General features: G+C 44.0%; 18 protein-coding genes and 2 pseudogenes. 11 read left to right on the forward strand and 9 right to left on the reverse strand.

All coding sequences use genetic code 11. The features are described 5' to 3' along the window. Positions 1–66: 66 nt before the first annotated feature. Positions 67–666, reverse strand: a complete 600-nt coding sequence (locus AB4512_RS09115) for a class I SAM-dependent methyltransferase (RefSeq protein ID WP_017064785.1) — start codon at positions 664–666, stop codon at positions 67–69. 161 nt (positions 667–827) lie between these two features. Between AB4512_RS09115 and AB4512_RS09120 the strand changes: the two genes are divergently transcribed. Then, on the forward strand, positions 828–1,706 hold the full coding sequence (locus tag AB4512_RS09120; protein ID WP_017071134.1) for a LysR family transcriptional regulator: 879 nt from the start codon (positions 828–830) through the stop codon (positions 1,704–1,706). A 57-nt stretch (positions 1,707–1,763) separates the two neighbouring features. Here AB4512_RS09120 and AB4512_RS09125 read toward each other — a convergent pair whose 3' ends face one another. Continuing rightward, complete coding sequence (locus tag AB4512_RS09125) at positions 1,764–2,114, reverse strand: hypothetical protein (RefSeq protein ID WP_017060899.1); 351 nt, start codon at positions 2,112–2,114, stop codon at positions 1,764–1,766. 288 nt (positions 2,115–2,402) lie between these two features. Here AB4512_RS09125 and AB4512_RS09130 point away from each other — a divergent pair, with 288 nt between their 5' ends. Beyond that, complete coding sequence (locus tag AB4512_RS09130) at positions 2,403–3,299, forward strand: cation diffusion facilitator family transporter (RefSeq protein WP_017064786.1); 897 nt, start codon at positions 2,403–2,405, stop codon at positions 3,297–3,299. Positions 3,300–3,346: 47 nt separating this feature from the next. On the opposite strand, the gene yddG is transcribed toward AB4512_RS09130, so the two are convergent. Beyond that, a complete protein-coding gene (gene yddG, locus AB4512_RS09135; RefSeq protein ID WP_371721354.1) occupies positions 3,347–4,279 on the reverse strand; it encodes an aromatic amino acid DMT transporter YddG in 933 nt (310 codons plus the stop codon). A 159-nt stretch (positions 4,280–4,438) separates the two neighbouring features. Then, a complete protein-coding gene (gene yjjG / locus AB4512_RS09140) occupies positions 4,439–5,113 on the reverse strand; it encodes a pyrimidine 5'-nucleotidase (protein ID WP_065584585.1) in 675 nt (224 codons plus the stop codon). Between the two features lie 234 nt (positions 5,114–5,347). Here yjjG and AB4512_RS09145 point away from each other — a divergent pair, with 234 nt between their 5' ends. From AB4512_RS09145 to AB4512_RS09155, 3 genes and pseudogenes are all read left to right on the forward strand, one after another. Continuing rightward, on the forward strand, positions 5,348–5,500 hold the full coding sequence (locus AB4512_RS09145; protein WP_372117351.1) for a hypothetical protein: 153 nt from the start codon (positions 5,348–5,350) through the stop codon (positions 5,498–5,500). A 260-nt stretch (positions 5,501–5,760) separates the two neighbouring features. Then, positions 5,761–6,909 carry an L-threonine dehydrogenase gene (gene yiaY / locus AB4512_RS09150; RefSeq protein WP_372174791.1) on the forward strand — a complete coding sequence of 383 codons (1,149 nt, stop codon included), beginning with the start codon at positions 5,761–5,763 and terminating at the stop codon, positions 6,907–6,909. 195 nt (positions 6,910–7,104) lie between these two features. Then, positions 7,105–8,028: pseudogene (locus AB4512_RS09155) on the forward strand (hypothetical protein). Positions 8,029–8,132: 104 nt separating this feature from the next. On the opposite strand, the gene AB4512_RS09160 reads toward AB4512_RS09155, so the two are convergent. Beyond that, positions 8,133–8,567, reverse strand: coding sequence for a YccF domain-containing protein (locus AB4512_RS09160; protein WP_004730224.1), 435 nt, complete (start codon positions 8,565–8,567; stop codon positions 8,133–8,135). A 247-nt stretch (positions 8,568–8,814) separates the two neighbouring features. On the opposite strand from AB4512_RS09160, the gene AB4512_RS09165 reads away from it, so the two are divergent. Continuing rightward, entirely contained in the window at positions 8,815–8,940 is a 126-nt protein-coding gene (locus AB4512_RS09165) for a hypothetical protein (RefSeq protein ID WP_017060906.1), read from the forward strand. A gap of 102 nt (positions 8,941–9,042) precedes the next feature. Here the strand turns inward: AB4512_RS09165 and AB4512_RS09170 are convergent, their stop codons facing one another. Further along, on the reverse strand, positions 9,043–10,119 hold the full coding sequence (locus AB4512_RS09170; protein WP_017071139.1) for a low specificity L-threonine aldolase: 1,077 nt from the start codon (positions 10,117–10,119) through the stop codon (positions 9,043–9,045). A gap of 303 nt (positions 10,120–10,422) precedes the next feature. Here AB4512_RS09170 and AB4512_RS09175 point away from each other — a divergent pair, with 303 nt between their 5' ends. From AB4512_RS09175 to AB4512_RS09185, 3 genes are all read left to right on the forward strand, one after another. After that, a complete protein-coding gene (locus AB4512_RS09175; RefSeq protein WP_371721355.1) occupies positions 10,423–11,037 on the forward strand; it encodes an NAD(P)H-dependent oxidoreductase in 615 nt (204 codons plus the stop codon). Positions 11,038–11,040: 3 nt separating this feature from the next. Then, positions 11,041–12,966 carry a monovalent cation:proton antiporter-2 (CPA2) family protein gene (locus tag AB4512_RS09180; protein ID WP_372174792.1) on the forward strand — a complete coding sequence of 642 codons (1,926 nt, stop codon included), beginning with the start codon at positions 11,041–11,043 and terminating at the stop codon, positions 12,964–12,966. Between the two features lie 540 nt (positions 12,967–13,506). Further along, complete coding sequence (locus AB4512_RS09185; RefSeq protein ID WP_372174794.1) at positions 13,507–14,730, forward strand: DUF819 domain-containing protein; 1,224 nt, start codon at positions 13,507–13,509, stop codon at positions 14,728–14,730. Positions 14,731–14,816: 86 nt separating this feature from the next. Here AB4512_RS09185 and AB4512_RS09190 read toward each other — a convergent pair. The 3 genes and pseudogenes from AB4512_RS09190 to AB4512_RS09200 all read right to left on the reverse strand — a co-directional run bounded on the left by AB4512_RS09190 (position 14,817) and on the right by AB4512_RS09200 (position 18,207). Beyond that, positions 14,817–15,676, reverse strand: a pseudogene (locus tag AB4512_RS09190) (hypothetical protein). A 196-nt stretch (positions 15,677–15,872) separates the two neighbouring features. Next, entirely contained in the window at positions 15,873–16,904 is a 1,032-nt protein-coding gene (tdh, locus tag AB4512_RS09195) for an L-threonine 3-dehydrogenase (RefSeq protein ID WP_372111614.1), read from the reverse strand. A gap of 109 nt (positions 16,905–17,013) precedes the next feature. After that, a complete protein-coding gene (locus AB4512_RS09200; protein WP_017059545.1) occupies positions 17,014–18,207 on the reverse strand; it encodes a glycine C-acetyltransferase in 1,194 nt (397 codons plus the stop codon). A 455-nt stretch (positions 18,208–18,662) separates the two neighbouring features. Between AB4512_RS09200 and AB4512_RS09205 the strand changes: the two genes are divergently transcribed. After that, the gene (locus tag AB4512_RS09205) at positions 18,663–19,595 is read left to right on the forward strand and encodes a LysR family transcriptional regulator (protein ID WP_372174796.1); all 933 of its coding nucleotides are present in this window, start codon (positions 18,663–18,665) and stop codon (positions 19,593–19,595) included. Then, entirely contained in the window at positions 19,595–19,978 is a 384-nt protein-coding gene (locus AB4512_RS09210) for a VOC family protein (RefSeq protein WP_017069423.1), read from the forward strand. The genes AB4512_RS09205 and AB4512_RS09210 overlap by 1 nt, the downstream gene beginning before the upstream one ends. Positions 19,979–20,084: the final 106 nt, after the last annotated feature.

Below are 20,084 nucleotides of genomic sequence, written 5' to 3' on the forward strand. Positions count from 1 at the left end.
AGTCGTTAATGTGGGTTTAGTAGTTTAAATGAGCATTCTGAATGCTAGCTCAAGGCATACACACGATTACAGATCTGGAAGCGCTTGTTTACGTCCAACACCCATTAATACCTTTAACTCTCCTTGTGGAGTGTCAATCGAGAACGGTGTAGAGACTTCAACTACTGCAAAGCCCGCTGCACTCAATACATTTTCTGAGCGCTGTTGGCTTACACCGTAGTCTTCACTGTCGCTTTCCAAGTACCAATCCCAGTGTACAAACGTACCGTCGTTTTCAAGCAGCGTGTAAATCAGACTGACTGTGTCTTGTAGGTTCGGGATAAAACCACACACCGAAGAGGCTACCACTAGGTCAAACTGGTTTCTGAATGCTGGATGCTGCGCTGCAAGTCCGCGCGATAAAATATCAACTACCGGTTCAACGTTAGGTAACTCTTTCTTATCTAACTCTTCAATCATCCCTTCAGAGATATCAAGTGCGATGATCTCTTTTGCTAAAGGAGATATTTTCTGGCTGAGTAGTCCTGTACCACAACCAAAATCAAGGACACGGGTTCCGTTTAAATCAACGAGCTGTGTTAACTGGTCAAATACGGATTGTGCGAATACTGCAGTTGCGGGATCTTTATCCCAATCAACGGCGTATTCGTCCCATTGTTTCGCCATCATGGCCTCCATCTTTACTTCTTGTAGGTTCGGAACTTCCCCAGAGTAAACCAAATTAGTCAATTCGTCATAGAGTTATCATGCAAAGATGGACTATTTCTAAGATAGTCAGCACAATATTCAGATAATATGCACCAACCCCCGCTCAATATGGAAATGAAATGAACCTTTCTCAAGTCCAAGCCTTTTGTTCCGTTGCTGATTTAGGATCAGTTTCTGAAGCTGCACGCCAGTTAGAATGCAACCGAACCAAACTCAGCATGTCGATTAAAGCCTTGGAAAAAGAGTTAGATGTCGAGCTGTTCGTCCGCAGCGGAAACCACGTTGAGCTTTCAGAAGCGGGTAAAGCGATTTACAAAGATTGCGAAGGCATGTTGGTGACAGCCGCGCGTATTAAACAAACCTGCTTGCATGTTTCGGGCGAATTCAACGCAGAAATTTGGATAGCACGAGATGACTCCCTACCCGATGAAATGTGGCAGGACTTATCTCACGCCTTAAATAACAAGTACCCTTCTACCTCATTCAACTTCGTTCTCGCATCGAGCGGTGACTTAGCTAACCTAGTTGAAACTCAGCAAGTCGACTTCGCATTTGGTGTCGATTACGAACGCGTCGATGACCCAAGAATTATCTACAACCCGCTTGGTAAGATTCGAATGATGTCTGTATGTAAGAAAGGACATGATTTGAGTGCGATGCGACGAGTGTCTGATGAAGTACTGAGAAATTCGATGCAAGCAACCATGGTTTATCTTAATGAAAAGGATAATCCTGAGCTTGAGCCCTTCTCGCGTCGTTACATTGGCTTCTCTAGCTTCGACTTTATGTTGGATACGATTCTACGTGAAGAAGCATGGGGCGTAATGCCTGAGCCATTGATTCGCCATTTACTGCGTAAACAAGAGCTTGCCGTGATCAAACACACCTACGGTTTAACACAAGAAGACTACTGTATGTTTACCGCGGCTGGCATGGCAGAGCACCCAGGAATGAATTGGTTGGCCGACCAGCTTAGTGATTATTTGTTTGATTTCTAGCTCGCGCTTATTGCTTATCGTCGATAACAAAGGGAAAAACCACAAACAGCACTACTCCTAAAAGACCATCACGTGATCCACTAAATAGCGTCCGTCTTCTTCAACCAATACCATTTCAGCGACAAACTCACCTTTGGCGATGGTGTAAGCTTGTTTCCACACAAAGGCGATGGAGTCTGAACGTCTAAATAAAGCAACTTGCTCACGCTCAGCAAAAAAGCCATTACTGTGCTGATAATGGTGACACACCTTTTCTAAATATTCTGGCGTAACAATGTCTTTCATCCTTTGAGTAAAATCTCGACAGTGCTGTTCATGATCAACCTTAGTTGAACCATCCATCAGATTATCCATGATCGGGTTAGCAATCGCCCACAACTCATTATCACTGATATCGTCAAACTTCATATTGATTCACTCCTTGTCCATCGCAGTCGCAGTCAAATCTAGAAGACCAATAAGACCTTAGCGACTAATGTGTTGTATTAATCATAAACGATCCTATTTCAGTTGCACACCATCACCAAAAAACACTCAACGTCAACTTTATTGACACCACACCCTAATCTTAAGTCACTGAATTTTATTGATTTATATGTTCGAATTAAATAAGACATATAAACATCATCAGATAAAGTTTGTAAAGTTAGCTCATTATTAGAACAATGAAGTTATCAAAAACATCTGGAAAATATTATGTGTGACAGGAAAAGCCAAAACGAAAATCGAGTACTATTGTTCTCAGCCCTTTTAGCATCGGGCTTCGCAATTGGCGGATTGGTGTTGGGTCTTCTCGTTGGCTCTCTGGTCATAGTATTTGACGGTGTCTATTCTCTTATCAGCTTACTGTTAACTTTATTGTCACTAGCTGCCTCGAAATACATCAATCGCCCTTCGGACACTGAGTTCCCGTTTGGTCGAGCTATCATCGAGCCGATTGTGATTGCCATCAAAGCCGTTGTGATTCTTCTTGTGGTTGGTTATTCACTTTACTCTGCGATTGGTGCCCTAATGACGGGTGGCCGTGAAGTTGATGCTTCTATTGCAACTCTGTTTGGTATTTTCAACGTGTTGGGTTGTGGTTACGCTTGGTGGTACATCGCGAATAAGAGCAAACGTATTTCTTCAGGTCTGATTCAGGCTGAATCTAAGCAGTGGCAGATGGATACACTACTGAGTGTAGCGGTAACAGCGGGTTTCGTAGCGGCTTGGTTAATTACTTTTTCTCCGCTTGCAGAATACGCAGTGTATGCCGACCCAATGATGATGTTGCTAATGTCTTTCTACTTCATCAAAGTGCCTTTCGACATGTTACGTGAAGCCATGCGCGAACTGCTTATGATGTCGGCAAACAAAGATATTTGTGATGCGGTAGATAAGAACGTTGTCGCGGTAGACAAAGAAGCGGAGCAAGATTTGGAGCTGATGGGTGTGACTAAGGTTGGTCCAGAATTACGAATCAATGTTGATATTCATACCAACGACCAACAAGCGATTGCGGTCGATGATATTGAACGTACGCGCCGCCAACTTAAGCGACGCTTATCGAAGATGCCTTATGAGCTTCAATTGAATCTCAATATCGCGAGTTAAGAGTCGAGAGTTAAGAACCAAGAGCTAACCAATCAACCTCTCGCTGACTAAGACTCTGATTGAACCTTTTTAGAAGCCGACGCCGTAACCGTCGGCTTTTTGTCTCTGGTTACCCACCAGCAAGCTAAAGAGCCAATCGTTACCATACAAACGCCCTGCCAAAACGTCATGCTCAATGACAAACCCAAAATAATAGAAGACAGTAAGGTCGCAAAAATAGGCGTGAAATACGACATGGTCGCCAAGAAGACCATATTGCCGCCAAGTATCGCTGTATTCCAAAGCGCGTAACCTGCGCCCATACACACGCCTGCCAACACTAAGTCAATCGCAGCACTGGTTGTCATCACCATGCCGGTTTCGTTACTCAATGCGTATTTGATCCACAAGGTGATTGCCGTTGCGATAAAGAACAACACAATCGCATTCTGCCCTTTCGCCACTTTCTGAGTGTAATTACAGTAGACCGCCCAAATAATCGCGCCGAAAAACGCCATTGAATAAGTTTTTGGGTTAGTAGCAACATTGGCAGCGATTTGTTCAACAGAAAGCCCCTGATCGCCGCTGATGCTCCAAGCGACGCCAAAGAAGGCCAAGAAGATACTTGGGTAAACCAACCAGTTAATTTTCTTGTCGCTCAGCAGCACCGCAAATAACACCGTCAGTGCTGGCCATAAGTAGTTGATGACAGCCATTTCCAAGGCTTGATGTCTATTGTTTGCCATTCCTAAAGCCAGAGCCAAGAAGATCTCATAACAAACGAACAAGGTGCCGCCAATCAGCAAATAAGACTTAGAAAAGCGTGACAGCTTTGGTAGACCCATAACACAGATCAACAACAGCGCACTCACCGTGTAAAGGCTGGCCGCACCACCGATTGGGCCCAGTTGTTCAGATACGCTTCGAGACAGCGCGATTAAGCAGCTCCAAAGTAGAATGGCAGCAATGCCGTAGCAGCTATGGCGATGAGATTTAAACACACCTCTTCCTTTTCTTTATTGTCATTGGGTAATCAAAGCGAGCTTAAAGCAAAGATAGACTTAAGCACCACTATCGATAACTTACAGTAGGTAAAAATAAGTAGCCGAGCACATAACTGCACTCGGCTATCAATCATTCACTCAAAAATCTAAAAGCAATTATGCCAATAACAGAGCTTGCAGGTCAGCTAAAGACTTAACTTGATAATGAGGGTTAATACCTGCTGGTGCTGCTTTCTCTTGGCTGTTCAACCAACACGTCTCAATACCAAAATCCAAGCCGCCTAAAATATCTGAATGCGGGTTATCTCCGACCATCAATACGCGTTGTTTTGCTGGTAAGCCAACAAGCTTGTGTGCATGTTCAAAGATTTCAGCGTCTGGTTTCGCGACACCGACTTCTTCAGAGATGATCACATGGTCAAAGTAATCTGTCATGCCTGTGCGTTCTAAACGTATAGATTGCAGCTCGGTAAACCCATTCGTGATGATACCCATGTTCACTTTGCCTTTTAAAGACTCCATCAACTCTTTTGCACCTGGGAGCAGAGAACAGATATCCGCCATTGCGGTCAAAAATGCACTGTTTAGTTCTGCTGTTGTTGTCTCTAACTTTGTTGCCCAGCTTTCAAAACGCGCGTGCTTCAGTTGAGCTGCCGTAATGCGGCCATCTTGATAATCTACCCAAAGTGGTAAATTAACCTCTTGGTAAACCGAATAATCCTGTTCACTAAAGTCCACACCAAAACGGGAGAACATCAGCTTCATTCCTTGAAAAGCATCAAAGTGGAACAAGGTTTCATCCGCATCAAAGAATATCCAATCGTACTTCATTTTCTGTCCTGTTATTCGCGTTGTTGAGCAGTGCTGTGTTTGTTTTTATCGTAGTTTTGCTTAATTTTTCTCTTCGCCTTGTAGGCTGGCAATCACTTTACTCGTAAATCTGTGAGCCTGTATATAAATCTAATAATTTATAGAAAACAAGCAGCAAGTCATGATGTATCGCAAATTTTGCCACATATTAAACCAATACCATACAAGAAATACATTTAAGTACCGGGAGGTATTATGAAGCACTTTTTACCATCGTCTGTCATGCTTACCCCTTTTCTTGTCAAATACTATGACGAGGAGTCAGAAGACACGCTTGATTCTGAAGAGTCACAAGAAGCTGAAATTGAATGCAGCGATGACTCAGATAAAACGTCGACACCAGCCTAACTAGAAGAGTTTTCAATGAAAAACCTTATTTTTCATTGTTATAGAGCTCCATACTGTCTCTAATTTAGTCGATTTATCGCGATCTATTACTGACAATCAACACAGCCAAAAACCATGAAAACGATTGCTATATGAGCCCTATCACAACGACTAGCCACAAAGTGGTAGTTCGAATTCAAAGTTGTTCCAGATCAATGGTCGACCACTTGAATGCCGACAACATGTAGGAAATTAAAAATCATAATTAACGGAGTTTTCCAATGTCTACTGCATTTTACATCCCTACAATCAACTTCATGGGTACTGGCTGTCTGAAGGATGCTGCTGATAGTATTCAGTCTCAAGGCTTTAAAAAAGGTCTGATCGTAACTGATAAGATCTTGAATCAAATTGGTGTAGTTAAGCAGGTACAAGACCTTCTTAGCCAGCGAGGCGTAGACGCAGTTGTATTCGATGGCACTCAACCAAACCCAACCATCACGAACGTTAACGATGGTCTTGAATTGCTGACTGACAACGATTGTGATTTCGTTGTTTCTCTAGGTGGCGGTTCTCCACACGACTGTGCAAAAGGCATTGCTCTGGTTGCTTCTAACGGCGGCAAGATTGCAGACTACGAAGGCGTAGACCAATCTGAAAAGCCAATGATGCCTCTTATCGCTATCAACACTACGGCTGGTACAGCATCAGAAATGACACGCTTCTGCATCATCACTGATGAGGAACGTCACATTAAAATGGCGATCGTTGACAAGCACACAACACCGCTTATTTCAGTAAACGATCCTGAACTAATGCTTGCTAAGCCTGCATCACTGACTGCTGCAACAGGTATGGATGCGCTAACACACGCAATCGAAGCTTACGTTTCTATCGCAGCGACACCAATTACAGACGCTGTAGCGATTAAAGCCATTGAACTTGTACAAGCTCACCTAAGAACGGCAGTAGCGCACGGCGAAGACATTGAAGCACGTGAACAAATGGCTTACGCACAGTTCATGGCGGGTATGGCGTTCAACAACGCGTCACTAGGTTATGTTCATGCGATGGCGCATCAGCTAGGCGGCTTCTACGATCTTCCACACGGTGTGTGTAATGCTATCTTGCTACCACACGTTCAACGCTACAACGCGCAAGTTTGTCCTGAGCGTCTACGTGATGTTGCAAAAGCAATGGGCGTTAACGTTGAAGGTATGTCACCAGAGCAAGGTGCAGAAGCTGCGATCGAAGCAATTGTTCAACTAGCAAATGACGTGAACATCCCAACAGGTATCGCGCAACTTGGTGCGAGGCTAGAAGATATCCCTACTCTGTCTGACAACGCACTGAAAGACGCATGTGGTTTTACTAATCCTAAACAAGCGACCCACGAAGAAATCTCTGCGATTTTCGAAGCGGCAATGTAATCTGCCATTAAGTCACTTATAAACTTATCGACAAACGGGCTCACCTACTGAGCCCGTTTTCTTTACCTGCCATATGTTATTCAAGTCTCTGTTTTGAATAGCCACTGATTAAGATAAATCTCTTTAAAAGTCGCATTGTCATAACTGCTTAGTTATAGTCAAACTATTGATACATAGAATGACAAACAGGTTCCATTGAGTCGTTGGATAGTTAACTCCTCATTATTAGCATCGCTCGTTTCCCACTCTGCCTTCGCGGAGGAACAGGATGAGTGTCACAGCCAACCGTTAGAAGACACGCGCGTCGAAAAAGCTTACCACTACCTAAACAGCAAGTTTTGTCAGCCCGCAATATGGTTCGATAACTTCTTTGTGGATGACCGTATTACCGAGGACGCCAGAGCCGGAACCTCTGTACGTTGGTATAATGATTTCATCTATTCTGAGGGCGGTGACGTGGATTATTCCACCAAGCTCAACGCACGCCTGCATTTACCCTTTGTCAGCAAAAGGCTTAAGCTAATCTACGAGTCTGTTGGCGATGAAGAATTCTTAGACTTCTTCCCACAAGATTCTGAAGAGTTAGAGAATGCACTTGGCCTTCGTTATGACGCCTATGCCAAGGGTTACAGTAGTTTCAATATCAAAGCGACATTACGCCCAAGAATAGAGGCTCGCTATCGTTTTACCTACCCGCTCACCACAGATGCAGTATTCCGGCTAACCCAACGTGTGTATCAAGAGAAGAAAGAGACGGGAGAGATCACTGATATCGATTTTGACCTCTCTTTGAGTGACGATTTCTTAGCGCGTTGGTCTAACTTTGCTGGCTATAACGATGACCTCAAAGGCTGGGAGTATGGTACGGGCATTACCTTGTACCATTACCTTTCTCAAGACCAAGCTCTGCAATACAGCGCCACGATAACCGCGACCAGCGAACCGTATAACCACAACGAATATTCGCAAGTGTCGGTAACGTATAGAGAAAATGTATGGAAGGAATGGCTGTTTTACGAGGTCACCCCGCGCTACTAGTGGGAACGAGAGCCTTACGAGAAACACACGGAAGAAGCCAACATCACCCTTAGGCTTGAAGTCTTGTTCAACAATGTCTAGTGAGTGTTTGTGAGATTGGGGCATCGTTAGATAGAAAACGAGGCACAAAAAAGCACATCATGTGATGTGCTTTTTCAGTTCTATATAAGGCTTAAACTGTAGTCTTAACCCTTGTAGTTTCTTACTCGTGCCGCTTCTGCTTCACGCTTGTCGACAACGGTTTTACCGATTGGCGCCAATGAGATAACCGCGAGCTTAAGGTGCTGAATCGCAAACGGAATACCTATAATAGTAATGAAACACGCTACTGCTGACATGATGTGACCAATCGCCAACCAGATCCCCGCAAATAAGAACCAAATAACGTTACCAATCACACCTAGCGGGCTCGTGCCGATGTCCATTTCATTGGTTAGCTCATCACGCGAAATCGCTTCCTGACCAAATGGGAAGAATGAGAAGTTACCCATAACAAAACATGCTCTACCCCATGGAATACCAACGATGGTTAGGAATGCGAGCAGTCCGAAGAACCACCAAGCTAGTCCCATAAATACGCCACCGAACAGAAACCAAATGATGTTTCCTATTGTTTTCATTCTGTATTCTCCAAATCTTTGAATGCTATTTATTTAATATGCCGAGTAAGGCAATGATTGTTGTAATAGGTTCATTATTGTTGAACCTTTATGAACCGTTTATGAATCACTTACATTTTATGTGATTGATATACACCACGGTTCTCTAAATCTACATAGGGCTAAACCCATTTATTTGATACCATACACTTAGATTTTTAGTACCAAAAAGCTAAACAGACTCAACAACAAATTTAAGGCCGAATTTATGAATAACACTGAGCAACCTAAAAAGAAAATGAAAAACTGGGTGCCAATCGTCTTCTTCGGACTTCTCAGCACTGTTCCAGTGTTCATGTTCTTAGTTGATGTGTACATCAACCAGTATATGTAACAGAGCCGGACATCCTAGCTATATAAATGGATATAAGAACCCTTTCCTGTATCCATTTCAGTTCCAATTAGATCAGTTCTTCTTAAGCCAGCTCTTCGTTAATCAAATCAGCTCTTCGCTAATAAAATCTAGAATGTCTATCAGCTCATGATCAGGCAAATTTAGTAGGTTATCCCCTACATACCATTCAATCTTACATTGGTTTGGCAACTCACTGATCGCTGGGTTTCCTATCCAAATCTTGTGTTTCTTCGCTATGTTATCTCTCACAATAATGCCGTCTTCATAGCTCACAGGTAAATATAGGTGAAGCATGTTGACCTGCGGTTGCTGCGGATTAACAGTGAACTGAGGATAGTCTAATAAGATTTGGTAGATCTGTTTTGTTCGCTCAAACAGTGATGGCATCAACTCTAATCGCTCATCAAACTGCATTGCTGCTGAAACCACATAAGGCGTTCGGTGATAAACATTGCCACCTTGGCGCTTCATCCACGCAGATGCTTTCGCTACAAAGGCTTTATCGCCCAACAATAACGAACCACCAAGGCCATTGAGACCTTTGTACAGCGAAACATAAGCACTATCGAAGCCCTGAGCAATCTCGCTGTATGACTTTTGGTAATAGGCGCCGCATTCCCACAAACGCGCACCATCCATATGAAGGTGAATTGATTGTTCTTTGCAGTACTGCTTGATCGCTTCAAGCTCATCCCATTCTGGTAATTGGCCGCCGATTTCACGCATGGGTAATTCATATAGAGCGGCTGCAATCTCATCAGGCCACGCCTTTAAGTCATCAACATTCCAAGTGCGAAATACGTTGCCAACGGGAAGTACGTTGAATCGGTTTTGGAGCTGATACCCTTGGCGTTCATGACGCATAATATGACTCGATTCATGCATCGCCACTACTGGGTTTCTTTTCTCTTGGCACGCAATTTCTAATGCTGTTGGTTGATTCATGGTGCCAGTAATCACAAATACAGCCGCTTCATAACCTAGCAGTTCCGCGACTTTGTTTTCGAAGCTCTCGATAAACTCACCATCGCCGTAGCTATCATGGCTCACATTGTGTGTCTCACACCATTCAGCCATCTGAGCGAATGTTTGTGCTGGAGTCGGTTCTAGGTGACCGGAAAGCAACAAATCACATTGTTGACGCAAGTCCATGCTCATAGTTTTTCCTTTATTCATTATCGTTCTATGTAGGGTTATTGGATTATTTACGTTACCCACCAACGGTGACATAAAATGCCCATATTCGCTTTTACTATTCGTGAATAATTAGTTTTACTCAGTCATCGGCGGCTTGTGCCAGAAATACTCAAATTGACGGATGTTTTATATAATTAAGTACCTAAAAACACACGCATCTAGATAGATAAGTATGGGCTAATTCGTTGTTGTTCAACCATTCTTCTATTATTGTATATCTATAATTCCAATAAATATTATTCGTTAATGGACAAAGAGGGCTATATGTCGAAAAATCGAGTCTTGGTGCTATTCGCTCACCCTTCTCAACATCGTTCTGAAGCAAACAAACCCTTATTTGAACAAGCCAAACGCGTTGACGGTGTTACCTGTGTCGATCTCTATGCCGAGTATCCGACATTTAAAATCAACATCGACCGTGAACAGAAACGCCTGTTAGACCATGACATCATCATTTTTCAGTTCCCTTTGTATTGGTACTCAACACCGGCAATTCTTAAAGAGTGGCAAGACCTTGTTCTTGAATACGGCTTCGCCTACGGCGCCGAAGGCAATGAACTACAGGGTAAGAAATTGTTATGTAGCATTACTGCAGGAGGTAAAAAAGATGCCTACCAAAGTGATGGTTACAACCATTTCACGATTCGAGAACTGCTTCACCCAATCGAACAAACCGCTTCTCTGTGCGGGATGAACTATCTCGCGCCCTTTGCGTTATTTGGCTCGCGTACCGCTTTGGAAGAAAACCGCATTCAAGAGCATGTCGATAGCTATAAAGTGCTGTTAGAGGCGTTAGTTGCTGGCAAGATCAATATCAAGAAAGCCAGCAAAGCAGAAAAACTCAACCACTACGTTGATGAACTGATGAGCAGAGGTTAAATCATGACAGGATATTTTCTACAAGCATTTATCTATTTGCTTGCCGCAGTCATCGCGGTCCCTATCGCCAAAAGGCTTGGTCTTGGTTCTGTATTGGGTTACCTCATTGCTGGTGTTGTGATTGGCCCAATCATTGGTCTGGTAGGTGAAGAGACCAAAACGATCCAACACTTTGCCGAGTTCGGTGTGGTTATGATGCTGTTCTTAGTCGGCCTTGAGCTTGAACCTAAGATGCTTTGGGCAATGAGGAACCGACTTATGGGGCTGGGTGGCCTGCAAGTTGGTGGTACTACCGCGATTGTAATGGGTATTGCTCTGTTCTTTGGGCAGCCTTGGACGATCGCACTGACTATCGGTTTGATCTTCGCACTGTCATCTACCGCGATTGTACTCCAAACCTTTAGCGAAAAAGGGCTATCCAAAACAGAAGGCGGAAAGAACGCTTTCTCAGTCCTACTGTTCCAAGATATTGCCGTCATTCCTATGTTGGCATTTATCCCTCTATTAGCCTTGCCAGAATTAATTGAAGCTGCACAAAGCGCAGTTGCTTCGGCTTCTGATCACCATGAAGAGTTAAGCCTCGTCGCTGGCCTACCCGGTTGGGCTTATGGCCTTGTGATCACAGCATCTATTGCGATTGTTGTGGTCGGCGGACACTTCTTGAGTCGTCCATTGTTCCGCTTCGTGGCAAGCTCAGGCCTGCGTGAAATCTTTACTGCAACCGCACTGATGTTGGTGATTGGCATTGCTGCACTGATGAGCCTAGTCGGCCTATCTCCGGCTTTGGGTACCTTCCTTGCGGGTGTGGTTTTAGCGAACAGTGAATTCCGCCACGAACTTGAGTCCAATATCGACCCGTTTAAAGGGCTGCTACTTGGCTTGTTCTTCATCACCGTAGGTGCAGGCATTAACTTTGATGTTCTATTCAACGACTTTGGTTTGATCATTGGCCTCACCCTTGGCGTTATGCTTCTTAAAGCCTTGGTGCTATTTACGTTGGCATTGATATTCAAAATCAAAAACAGTGACCGTTGGCTGTTTACACTGAGCTTGGCGCAAGCCGGTGAGTTTGGTTTTGTACTACTAAGCTTCTCAGCTCAAAACCACGTATTACCTGCTGACATCGTCCAAACATTGTCGCTGGTTGTGGCACTTTCAATGTTCCTAACACCAGGGCTGTTCATTCTATTTGATAAAGTGATTCTTCCTCGTTACGAACAAAAATCTAACGACCGCGAAGAAGATACCATCGAAGAGAAAGGCACCGTAATCATTGCGGGCATTGGCCGATTCGGTCAGATTGTTAACCGCTTATTGGTATCGAATGATGTCAATACTGTGGTTTTGGATCATCAAGCTAATCAAGTCGACTTGCTACGTTCAATCAACATCAAATCTTACTTTGGTGATGCGACTCGTCATGATTTATTACATACCGCTGGTATCGAAGAAGCCGCAATGTTGGTTGTGGCTATCGACAACCAAGACTCAAGTGTTGAATTGGTCAAATACGTTAAACACAACTACCCTAAAGTGAAAATCTTAGCGCGTGCATTCGACCGTGGTCATAGTTATCGCCTAAGAGAAGCAGGTGCAGACTTCGTGGAATCAGAGACCTACCATTCTGCTCTTGAAATGGGTGCAGAAGCCTTGCGTTCTTTGGGTCATCACCCATTCTTCGTTGAACAACAGAAATCGACGTATCAACGTGTTGAAAGCCGTAAGTCTGAAAAGCTCTACCAAGCTTGGTCTGAAGCGGAAGAGAACCCGCGCTACGACAACAACTACCGACAAATCTTCATTCACCTTGAAGAAGCAATGAAAGAAGATATGAAAAAAGACCGTTCAGACAAGCACTCTCGATCTGAACGTGGTTGGACACCGCCACCGAAAGGCTATGCAGATGGCTTTGAGGAAGAAGAGTCCTAAGCAGAACTCTAAATAACGGCGCTAGATAACCATACTAGGCAACCATCAAAAGCGGCTATTTAGGCCGCTTTTTCTTTCATTGAACCCCTACAAAACGTCAAATGAGCATGAGTAGCGGGTGCTAGAACTCGTAATCCGAAAGATTTATGTGATCTAGCTAAAATTTTAATTTCTGACCACATGGCAAAAGTGAATTCACTTTTTACATTATTGAAACATTCCAACCTCGCATAAACCACACCATAAACATGACTATATATGCACTCATTTAAGTCGTTCAATCATCGCCCCAATTCATAGCGACCACCCTCTAAGGCTTGAGTTACATTGCATATATCTAAATACGCTGCACAAGCCCTAACCCAACCATTCACCACGCAAATAAGTATTGCGCCGCATTCACAAATTCAACCCGTTAAAATTAACATAAACATTTCAAAACATGTCTATCGTTACAATTTGTAACAAATAGCGGTTATCGGTATAGTCCTGCAATTCAAAAAGTGAGACCTCTGCGCTCACCTTAAAGGAGATATAATAATGATTACTAATGATGCTGTAATAATGGGCATGTTAGCTGTTATTCTTGGCGGTGTTTTTATCACGGAAAGTAGCCAAAATAGCGCACTGAAAAAATTCTACTCGTTCGTTCCGGGTCTATTGCTCTGTTACTTTGTTCCTTCTCTATTGAACAGCCTAGGCATCATCGACGCATCAAACTCAAAGCTGTACTTTGTTGCAAGTCGTTACCTATTACCAAGCGCACTCGTTCTACTGATCATCTCAGCTGATCTACGCAAAATCTTCGGCCTTGGCTCAAAAGCCGTCATCATGTTCCTAACGGGTACGGTTGGCATCATCATTGGTGGCCCTTTAGCGATTCTGATTATTGACCAAATCAACCCTGACCTTGTATCTGGTGACGTATGGCGTGGCCTAACAACAGTAGCTGGCTCTTGGATTGGCGGCGGTGCAAACCAAGCAGCAATGAAAGAAGTGTTCGAGGTTGATGACCAACTCTTCTCTGCAATGATTACGGTTGATGTTATCTGTGCGAACATTTGGATGGCCGTGTTACTTATCATGGCAGGTCGTCAGAAGAAGATTGATGCATGGTTAAAAGCGGATACTTCATCTATTGAAGAGCTAAAAGAGACCGTTTCTAAATACCAAGAAGAGAACGCTCGCCCAACAACCACAACCGATCTCATGAAGATCACGGGGATTGCGTTCGGTCTTACCGGCCTAGCTCACTTTTTCAGTGACATGATTGCACCGTGGATCTCAACCAACGCTCCAGAACTTGCGAAATACAGCCTAACATCGGGTTTCTTCTGGTTGATCGTAATGGTGACAACGTTCGCGCTGATCGCTTCATGCTTCAAATCAACACGCAGCCTTGAGCACAGTGGCGCATCAAAAGTAGGTTCAGCGTTCATCTACATCCTAGTTGCAACGATTGGTATGCAAATGGATGTGACGGCTATCTTAGACAACCCAGGCTACTTCTTCATTGGTATCACATGGCTAACTATCCATGCCATTCTAATGATTGTGATGGCGAAGCTTATCCGTGCACCATTGTTCTTCATGGCTGTCGGTAGCCAAGCTAACGTTGGCGGCGCTGCATCGGCACCTATCGTCGCGGCTGCATTCCACCCAGCATTGGCACCAGTAGGTATCCTAATGGCGGTATTGGGTTACGCTCTCGGTACATACGGCGCTTACATCTGTGGTCTCATCATGCAAGTTGCTGCTGGTTAATAGAATCGCTTAATCCAATAACACCAAAGGCTGAACGATGATCGTTCAGCCTTTTTCGTTTCTAAAACTGTATTTCAAATAACGGCTTAATCGAACAAAGATGTCAGTTTATTTTCCACCACAGGGCTGATATTAAAGCTCAACATAAAATCTGGACGCGCTTTTTCGTCTTTCTCAAGGTAATAGTTCGCTTCAATGCCAAACTTCCAAGGGCGTCCATTCAGAACCGTTGTTTTACTAACACTGATGTTTAACGGAATTTCCGCCTGATCCTTATTCCAGTCGCACGAGAATGTTGGTGCAGAGCCCACCGTCCAACCTCCTCCTAATATCTCTACCCAAAACACTTGTGTCGATGTCTTGTTGATTCGAGTATCAGAATGGTCGGCTCCGTCTCCAGAAACACCGTACAAGTGATTTGGGAACATACCGACAACTCGTTCACTACTCACCTTCCCGACCATAAACTCTGGCCCAACAGCAAATTGATCCGCCGTTAAGTCACTACTGCCCGTTGGCAACGAAGCAAAGAGACCGAACGCGACAATAGTACCGCCCTCCTTTTTAGGCGCATAAGCTAAATCAAATGAGATGTTTGTAAACCTGACTGATCCATACGCTGCGAGCTTGCTGGTGTGTCCACATGGAAATCGTTCTGTACATAAGAGATAGCCGGGCGGAAGATCACTTTGTCACCATTATCCATGGGGAGCGGCAATGTCGGCTGTAATACGGTCGCGAAAGCATCTCCTCCACCATCGTAACCACCTGAATACTGAAGCTTTAGATTGAGACTAGCGTAAGCTGTATTTGGGTTTGCAAGTTCCTTTGCTGCCTGTTCTGCCGCTTGATCGCTTTCAGATTTCGAAATGTCGACCTTAGCGCTAGCAAAATTCGGCGTTAATAATAGTCCAGTTATTATCAGTGCAATTGGTTTACAAGCCATGAGCCCTCTCTTCAATAGTAAAACAATAAGATGTAACTGCTTATTGAGTATTTTAGAGATTACTGGGCAGTAAAATGGCCATTAAGTGACAGAGGGATAAGTTAACCCTAGGTAGAATTTAGATACAAAAATGCCCCAAATCGCTTTGAGGCATTTTCAATTAATCAGGAAGCTCGGGAGTGTTTACTCCTTTTGCTTATTCCCAATCAAGGATTACTTTACCAGACATACCAGAGCGCATCATGTCGAAGCCTTTTTGGAAGTCATCAACCTTGAAGTGGTGAGTAATGATTGGTGTTAGATCTAGGCCAGATTGAATCAATGAAGCCATCTTGTACCAAGTTTCGAACATCTCACGACCGTAGATACCTTTGATAACCAAGCCTTTAAAGATTACTTGGTTCCAGTCTACCGCCATGTCTGATGGTGGAATACCTAGTAGAGAGATCTTACCGCCGTGGTTCATGTTAGTTAGCATGCTGTTGAACGCAGATGGGTTACCAGACATTTCTAGGCCTACATCGAAGCCTTCTGTCATGCCAAGATCAGACATTACGTCTTCAAGCTTCTCTTCCATCACGTTTACTGCGCGAGTCACACCCATTTTCTTAGCAAGATCTAGGCGGTATTCGTTTACGTCAGTGATTACAACGTGACGAGCACCAACGTGCTTAGCAACAGCTGCAGCCATGATACCGATTGGACCAGCACCAGTAATTAGCACGTCTTCGCCAACTAGGTCGAAAGAAAGTGCTGTGTGTACTGCGTTACCAAACGGGTCAAAGATTGAAGCTAGATCGTCAGAGATTTCTGCAGGGATCTTAAATGCGTTGAACGCAGGGATCACAAGGAACTCAGAGAACGCACCAGTGCGGTTAACACCAACACCTGTTGTGTTACGACAAAGGTGAGTACGGCCGCCACGACAGTTACGACAGTGACCACATGTGATGTGACCTTCGCCAGATACACGGTCGCCGATTTCAAAACCACGAACTTCTTGGCCGATGCCAACAACTTCACCCACGTATTCGTGACCTACTACCATAGGTACTGGGATTGTGTTTTGTGACCACTCATCCCAGTTGTAGATGTGTACGTCTGTACCACAAATTGCGGTTTTCTTAATACGGATAAGAAGATCATTATGACCCATTTCAGGTTTTTCAACCTCGGTCATCCAGATGCCTTCTTCAGGCTTAAGCTTAGAAAGTGCTTTAATTTTCATAATTTTATCCAGTTCATCTCGCCTAACTGTAAGGCGAGAATCAAAAATCTATATGTTCTATTGGGTGTTGTTCTATCTAATCAAAGGATGCAAAGGCACCCCTTTAAAATTAGATGATTGCCATGTCTTTACCAACTTGGATGAACGCATCAATTGCACGGTCTAGTTGCTCACGAGAGTGTGCAGCAGACATTTGCGTACGGATACGAGCTTGACCTTTTGGCACTACAGGGAATGAGAAACCTACTACGTAGATGCCTTTCTCTAGTGCGCGCTCTGCGAATTCAGCCGCTACTTTTGCATCACCCAGCATGATTGGGATGATTGCGTGGTCAGCACCGCCCATAGTGAAACCAGCTGCTTCCATGCGAGTACGGAAGTGAGCAGAGTTTTCCCATAGTTGAGTGCGTAGGTCGCCTGATTCCGCAAGAAGATCTAGAACACGGATAGACGCAGATACGATTGCTGGTGCAACAGAGTTAGAGAATAGGTATGGACGAGAACGCTGACGTAGCCAGTCGATCACTTCTTTCTTACCAGAAGTGTAACCGCCTGAAGCGCCACCCATTGCTTTACCAAGCGTACCTGTGATGATGTCGATACGGTCAACAACGTTGTGGAACTCGTGAGTACCCGCGCCGTTTTCACCCATGAAGCCTACTGCGTGAGAGTCATCAACCATAACTAGTGCGCCGTACTTGTCAGCAAGGTCACAGATAGCAGGAAGGTTAGCCACTACGCCGTCCATAGAGAACACGCCGTCAGTTACGATTAGTGTGTGACGAGCGCCCGCTTCTTTAGCTGCGATAAGTTGTTGCTCTAGCTCTTCCATGTTGTTATTCGAGTAACGGAAGCGCATTGCTTTACACAGACGAACACCATCAATGATAGATGCGTGGTTTAGAGCATCAGAAATGATTGCGTCTTCTTTGCCTAGAATCGTTTCGAATAGGCCAGCGTTTGCATCAAAGCAAGATGTGTAAAGGATAGTGTCTTCTTTACCAAGGAACGTAGATAGCTTTTGCTCTAGTTCTTTGTGAGAGTCTTGAGTACCACAGATGAAACGTACTGAAGCCATACCAAAGCCGTGCTGATCCATACCATCTTTAGCTGCTTCGATAAGAGCTGGGTGGTTAGCAAGACCTAAGTAGTTGTTTGCACAGAAGTTTAGTACTTCTTCACCAGTCGAGATAGAAACCGCTGCTTTTTGTGCAGAAGTAATAATGCGCTCAGACTTGTAAAGACCTTCTTCTTTAACTTCTTCGATTTGAGTTTGAATCTGTTGGTAAAATGCAGAAGACATTGTCTCATTCCTTCCTAGTTATAATTTAGCAGCATCGCGCGCCGCTTTATGTAGGGATGTAAACGATCTCAACACGATCATTTACACTGTAAAACTTATGCCTATATTCTAGTTGAACATCCCCGTTCCGATTATCCCTTTAGTTGGAAAAACATTAATGAATCACAGGCACTAATAATAGTTCATCCCAGTGACATAGGGCACATTAACGCCCTTCACCTGCTTTTTTAAACGCCAAATTAGCTATAATTTCCGTCTAATTTCGCTTTCATATCAAATCTCAATTTTTCATCTCAGAATGCGCAGCAGCAACGCCGCTATACAGATGAGCTTCAAACACAACAACCTATCAGAGCAATCACGTCAATCAATTAATGAAATTGATTCACAAATCAAAGTAAATCGCTCACAATGACCATTAAGTTCATCGTTGAAACTAGCTTAACTGGATACTTATGATTAACCCAAAACTCATCGCCCTGCTTCCGGACCTCGCCTCGTTCATTTTGGTGGTTAACGAAGGTAGTTTTACGGCTGCAGCAAAACAGTTAGGCGTGACACCATCAGCCTTGAGTAAGCTCATCACCCGCTTGGAAAAAGCGCTATCGGTGAAACTGTTTGAGCGTACCACTCGTACCCTTATCATTACGCAAGCGGGTCAATTGGTTTATGATCAGAGTGTGGTGATGATCAACGCAGCGCAACAAGCCGTTGAACTGTCTACCTCCGACCATAACGAACCTGCAGGCTCGATAACGGTAGCGGCGCCTGAAGCCTTCTTGAATTCGGTATTGCAGCCTTTCGTTGTTCCATTCTTAAATCAGTATCCAGAAATCCAACTTAAATTGAGAGCGGCTGACGGCGACATCGATATTTTACGTCAAGGCATCGACATTGCTTTCCGCCTGACTGATAAGCCCGACGAAAGCTTAGTATTGAAAGAGTTAGGAAAAACAAACCTCGTGTTGTGTGCAAGCCCTGACTATTTAGATGCCAAGGGGATTCCTCACCACCCTACCGAGCTGTCTGAACACGACTGTTTGTATCTTGCAGAGACAGACAAAGATCACATTTGGGATTTTCTTAAAGATGATGAATTTCACACGGTACCCGTCAGTGGGCGTTACGCAGTTAACCATTCGCAGATGCGACTAAAAGGTGTGAAAGAAGGTCTAGGTGTAGGTATTTTCCATGACTTCGTGATTCAAGATGCGTTGGCTGAAGGCTCCGTGGTACAAGTGTTGGAAGATTGGACCATCAAGAGTAACTACCATGGTGCGATTGCGATGCAATTTGCTCAAACCAAGTATATGCCCGCACGACTGCGTGTATTCATTGATTACGCCATGAAGCACTTAGGTGACAAGTTGGCAGGAGAAATAAACTGATGCTGAAAGGAATACACCACGCGGCCATAATCTGTTCAAACTACGACGCGTCGAAACACTTTTACACCGAGATTTTGAAACTTGAGATAATTGCCGAAAACTATCGTGAGGCTCGCCAGTCGTACAAACTTGATTTAGCGCTACCTAATGGTGCTCAAATAGAACTATTCAGCTTCCCTAACGCGCCAGAAAGGCCTAGCTTTCCTGAAGCTCAAGGGCTAAGACACTTAGCTTTTTGTGTTGATGACGTTCAACAAATCAAAAGCTATTTGGAAGAACAAAGAATCGAAGTCGAACAGATCCGAATTGATGAATTTACAGGTAAAGCATTTACTTTTTTTGCCGATCCTGACGGGCTTCCGTTAGAGCTTTATGAAATCTAGAGCTTTATCAAATATAGAGCTGTACAAGTCTAACGTCTTCTTAATAAACAGAGCATGTCATCTGAATAATGAAACTGACCTCCTCAAAAAGGAGGTCAGTTTGTAT

It is taken from the genome of Vibrio sp. 10N.222.52.B7 (assembly GCF_041474275.1).
Taxonomy (GTDB): domain Bacteria; phylum Pseudomonadota; class Gammaproteobacteria; order Enterobacterales; family Vibrionaceae; genus Vibrio; species Vibrio crassostreae_C.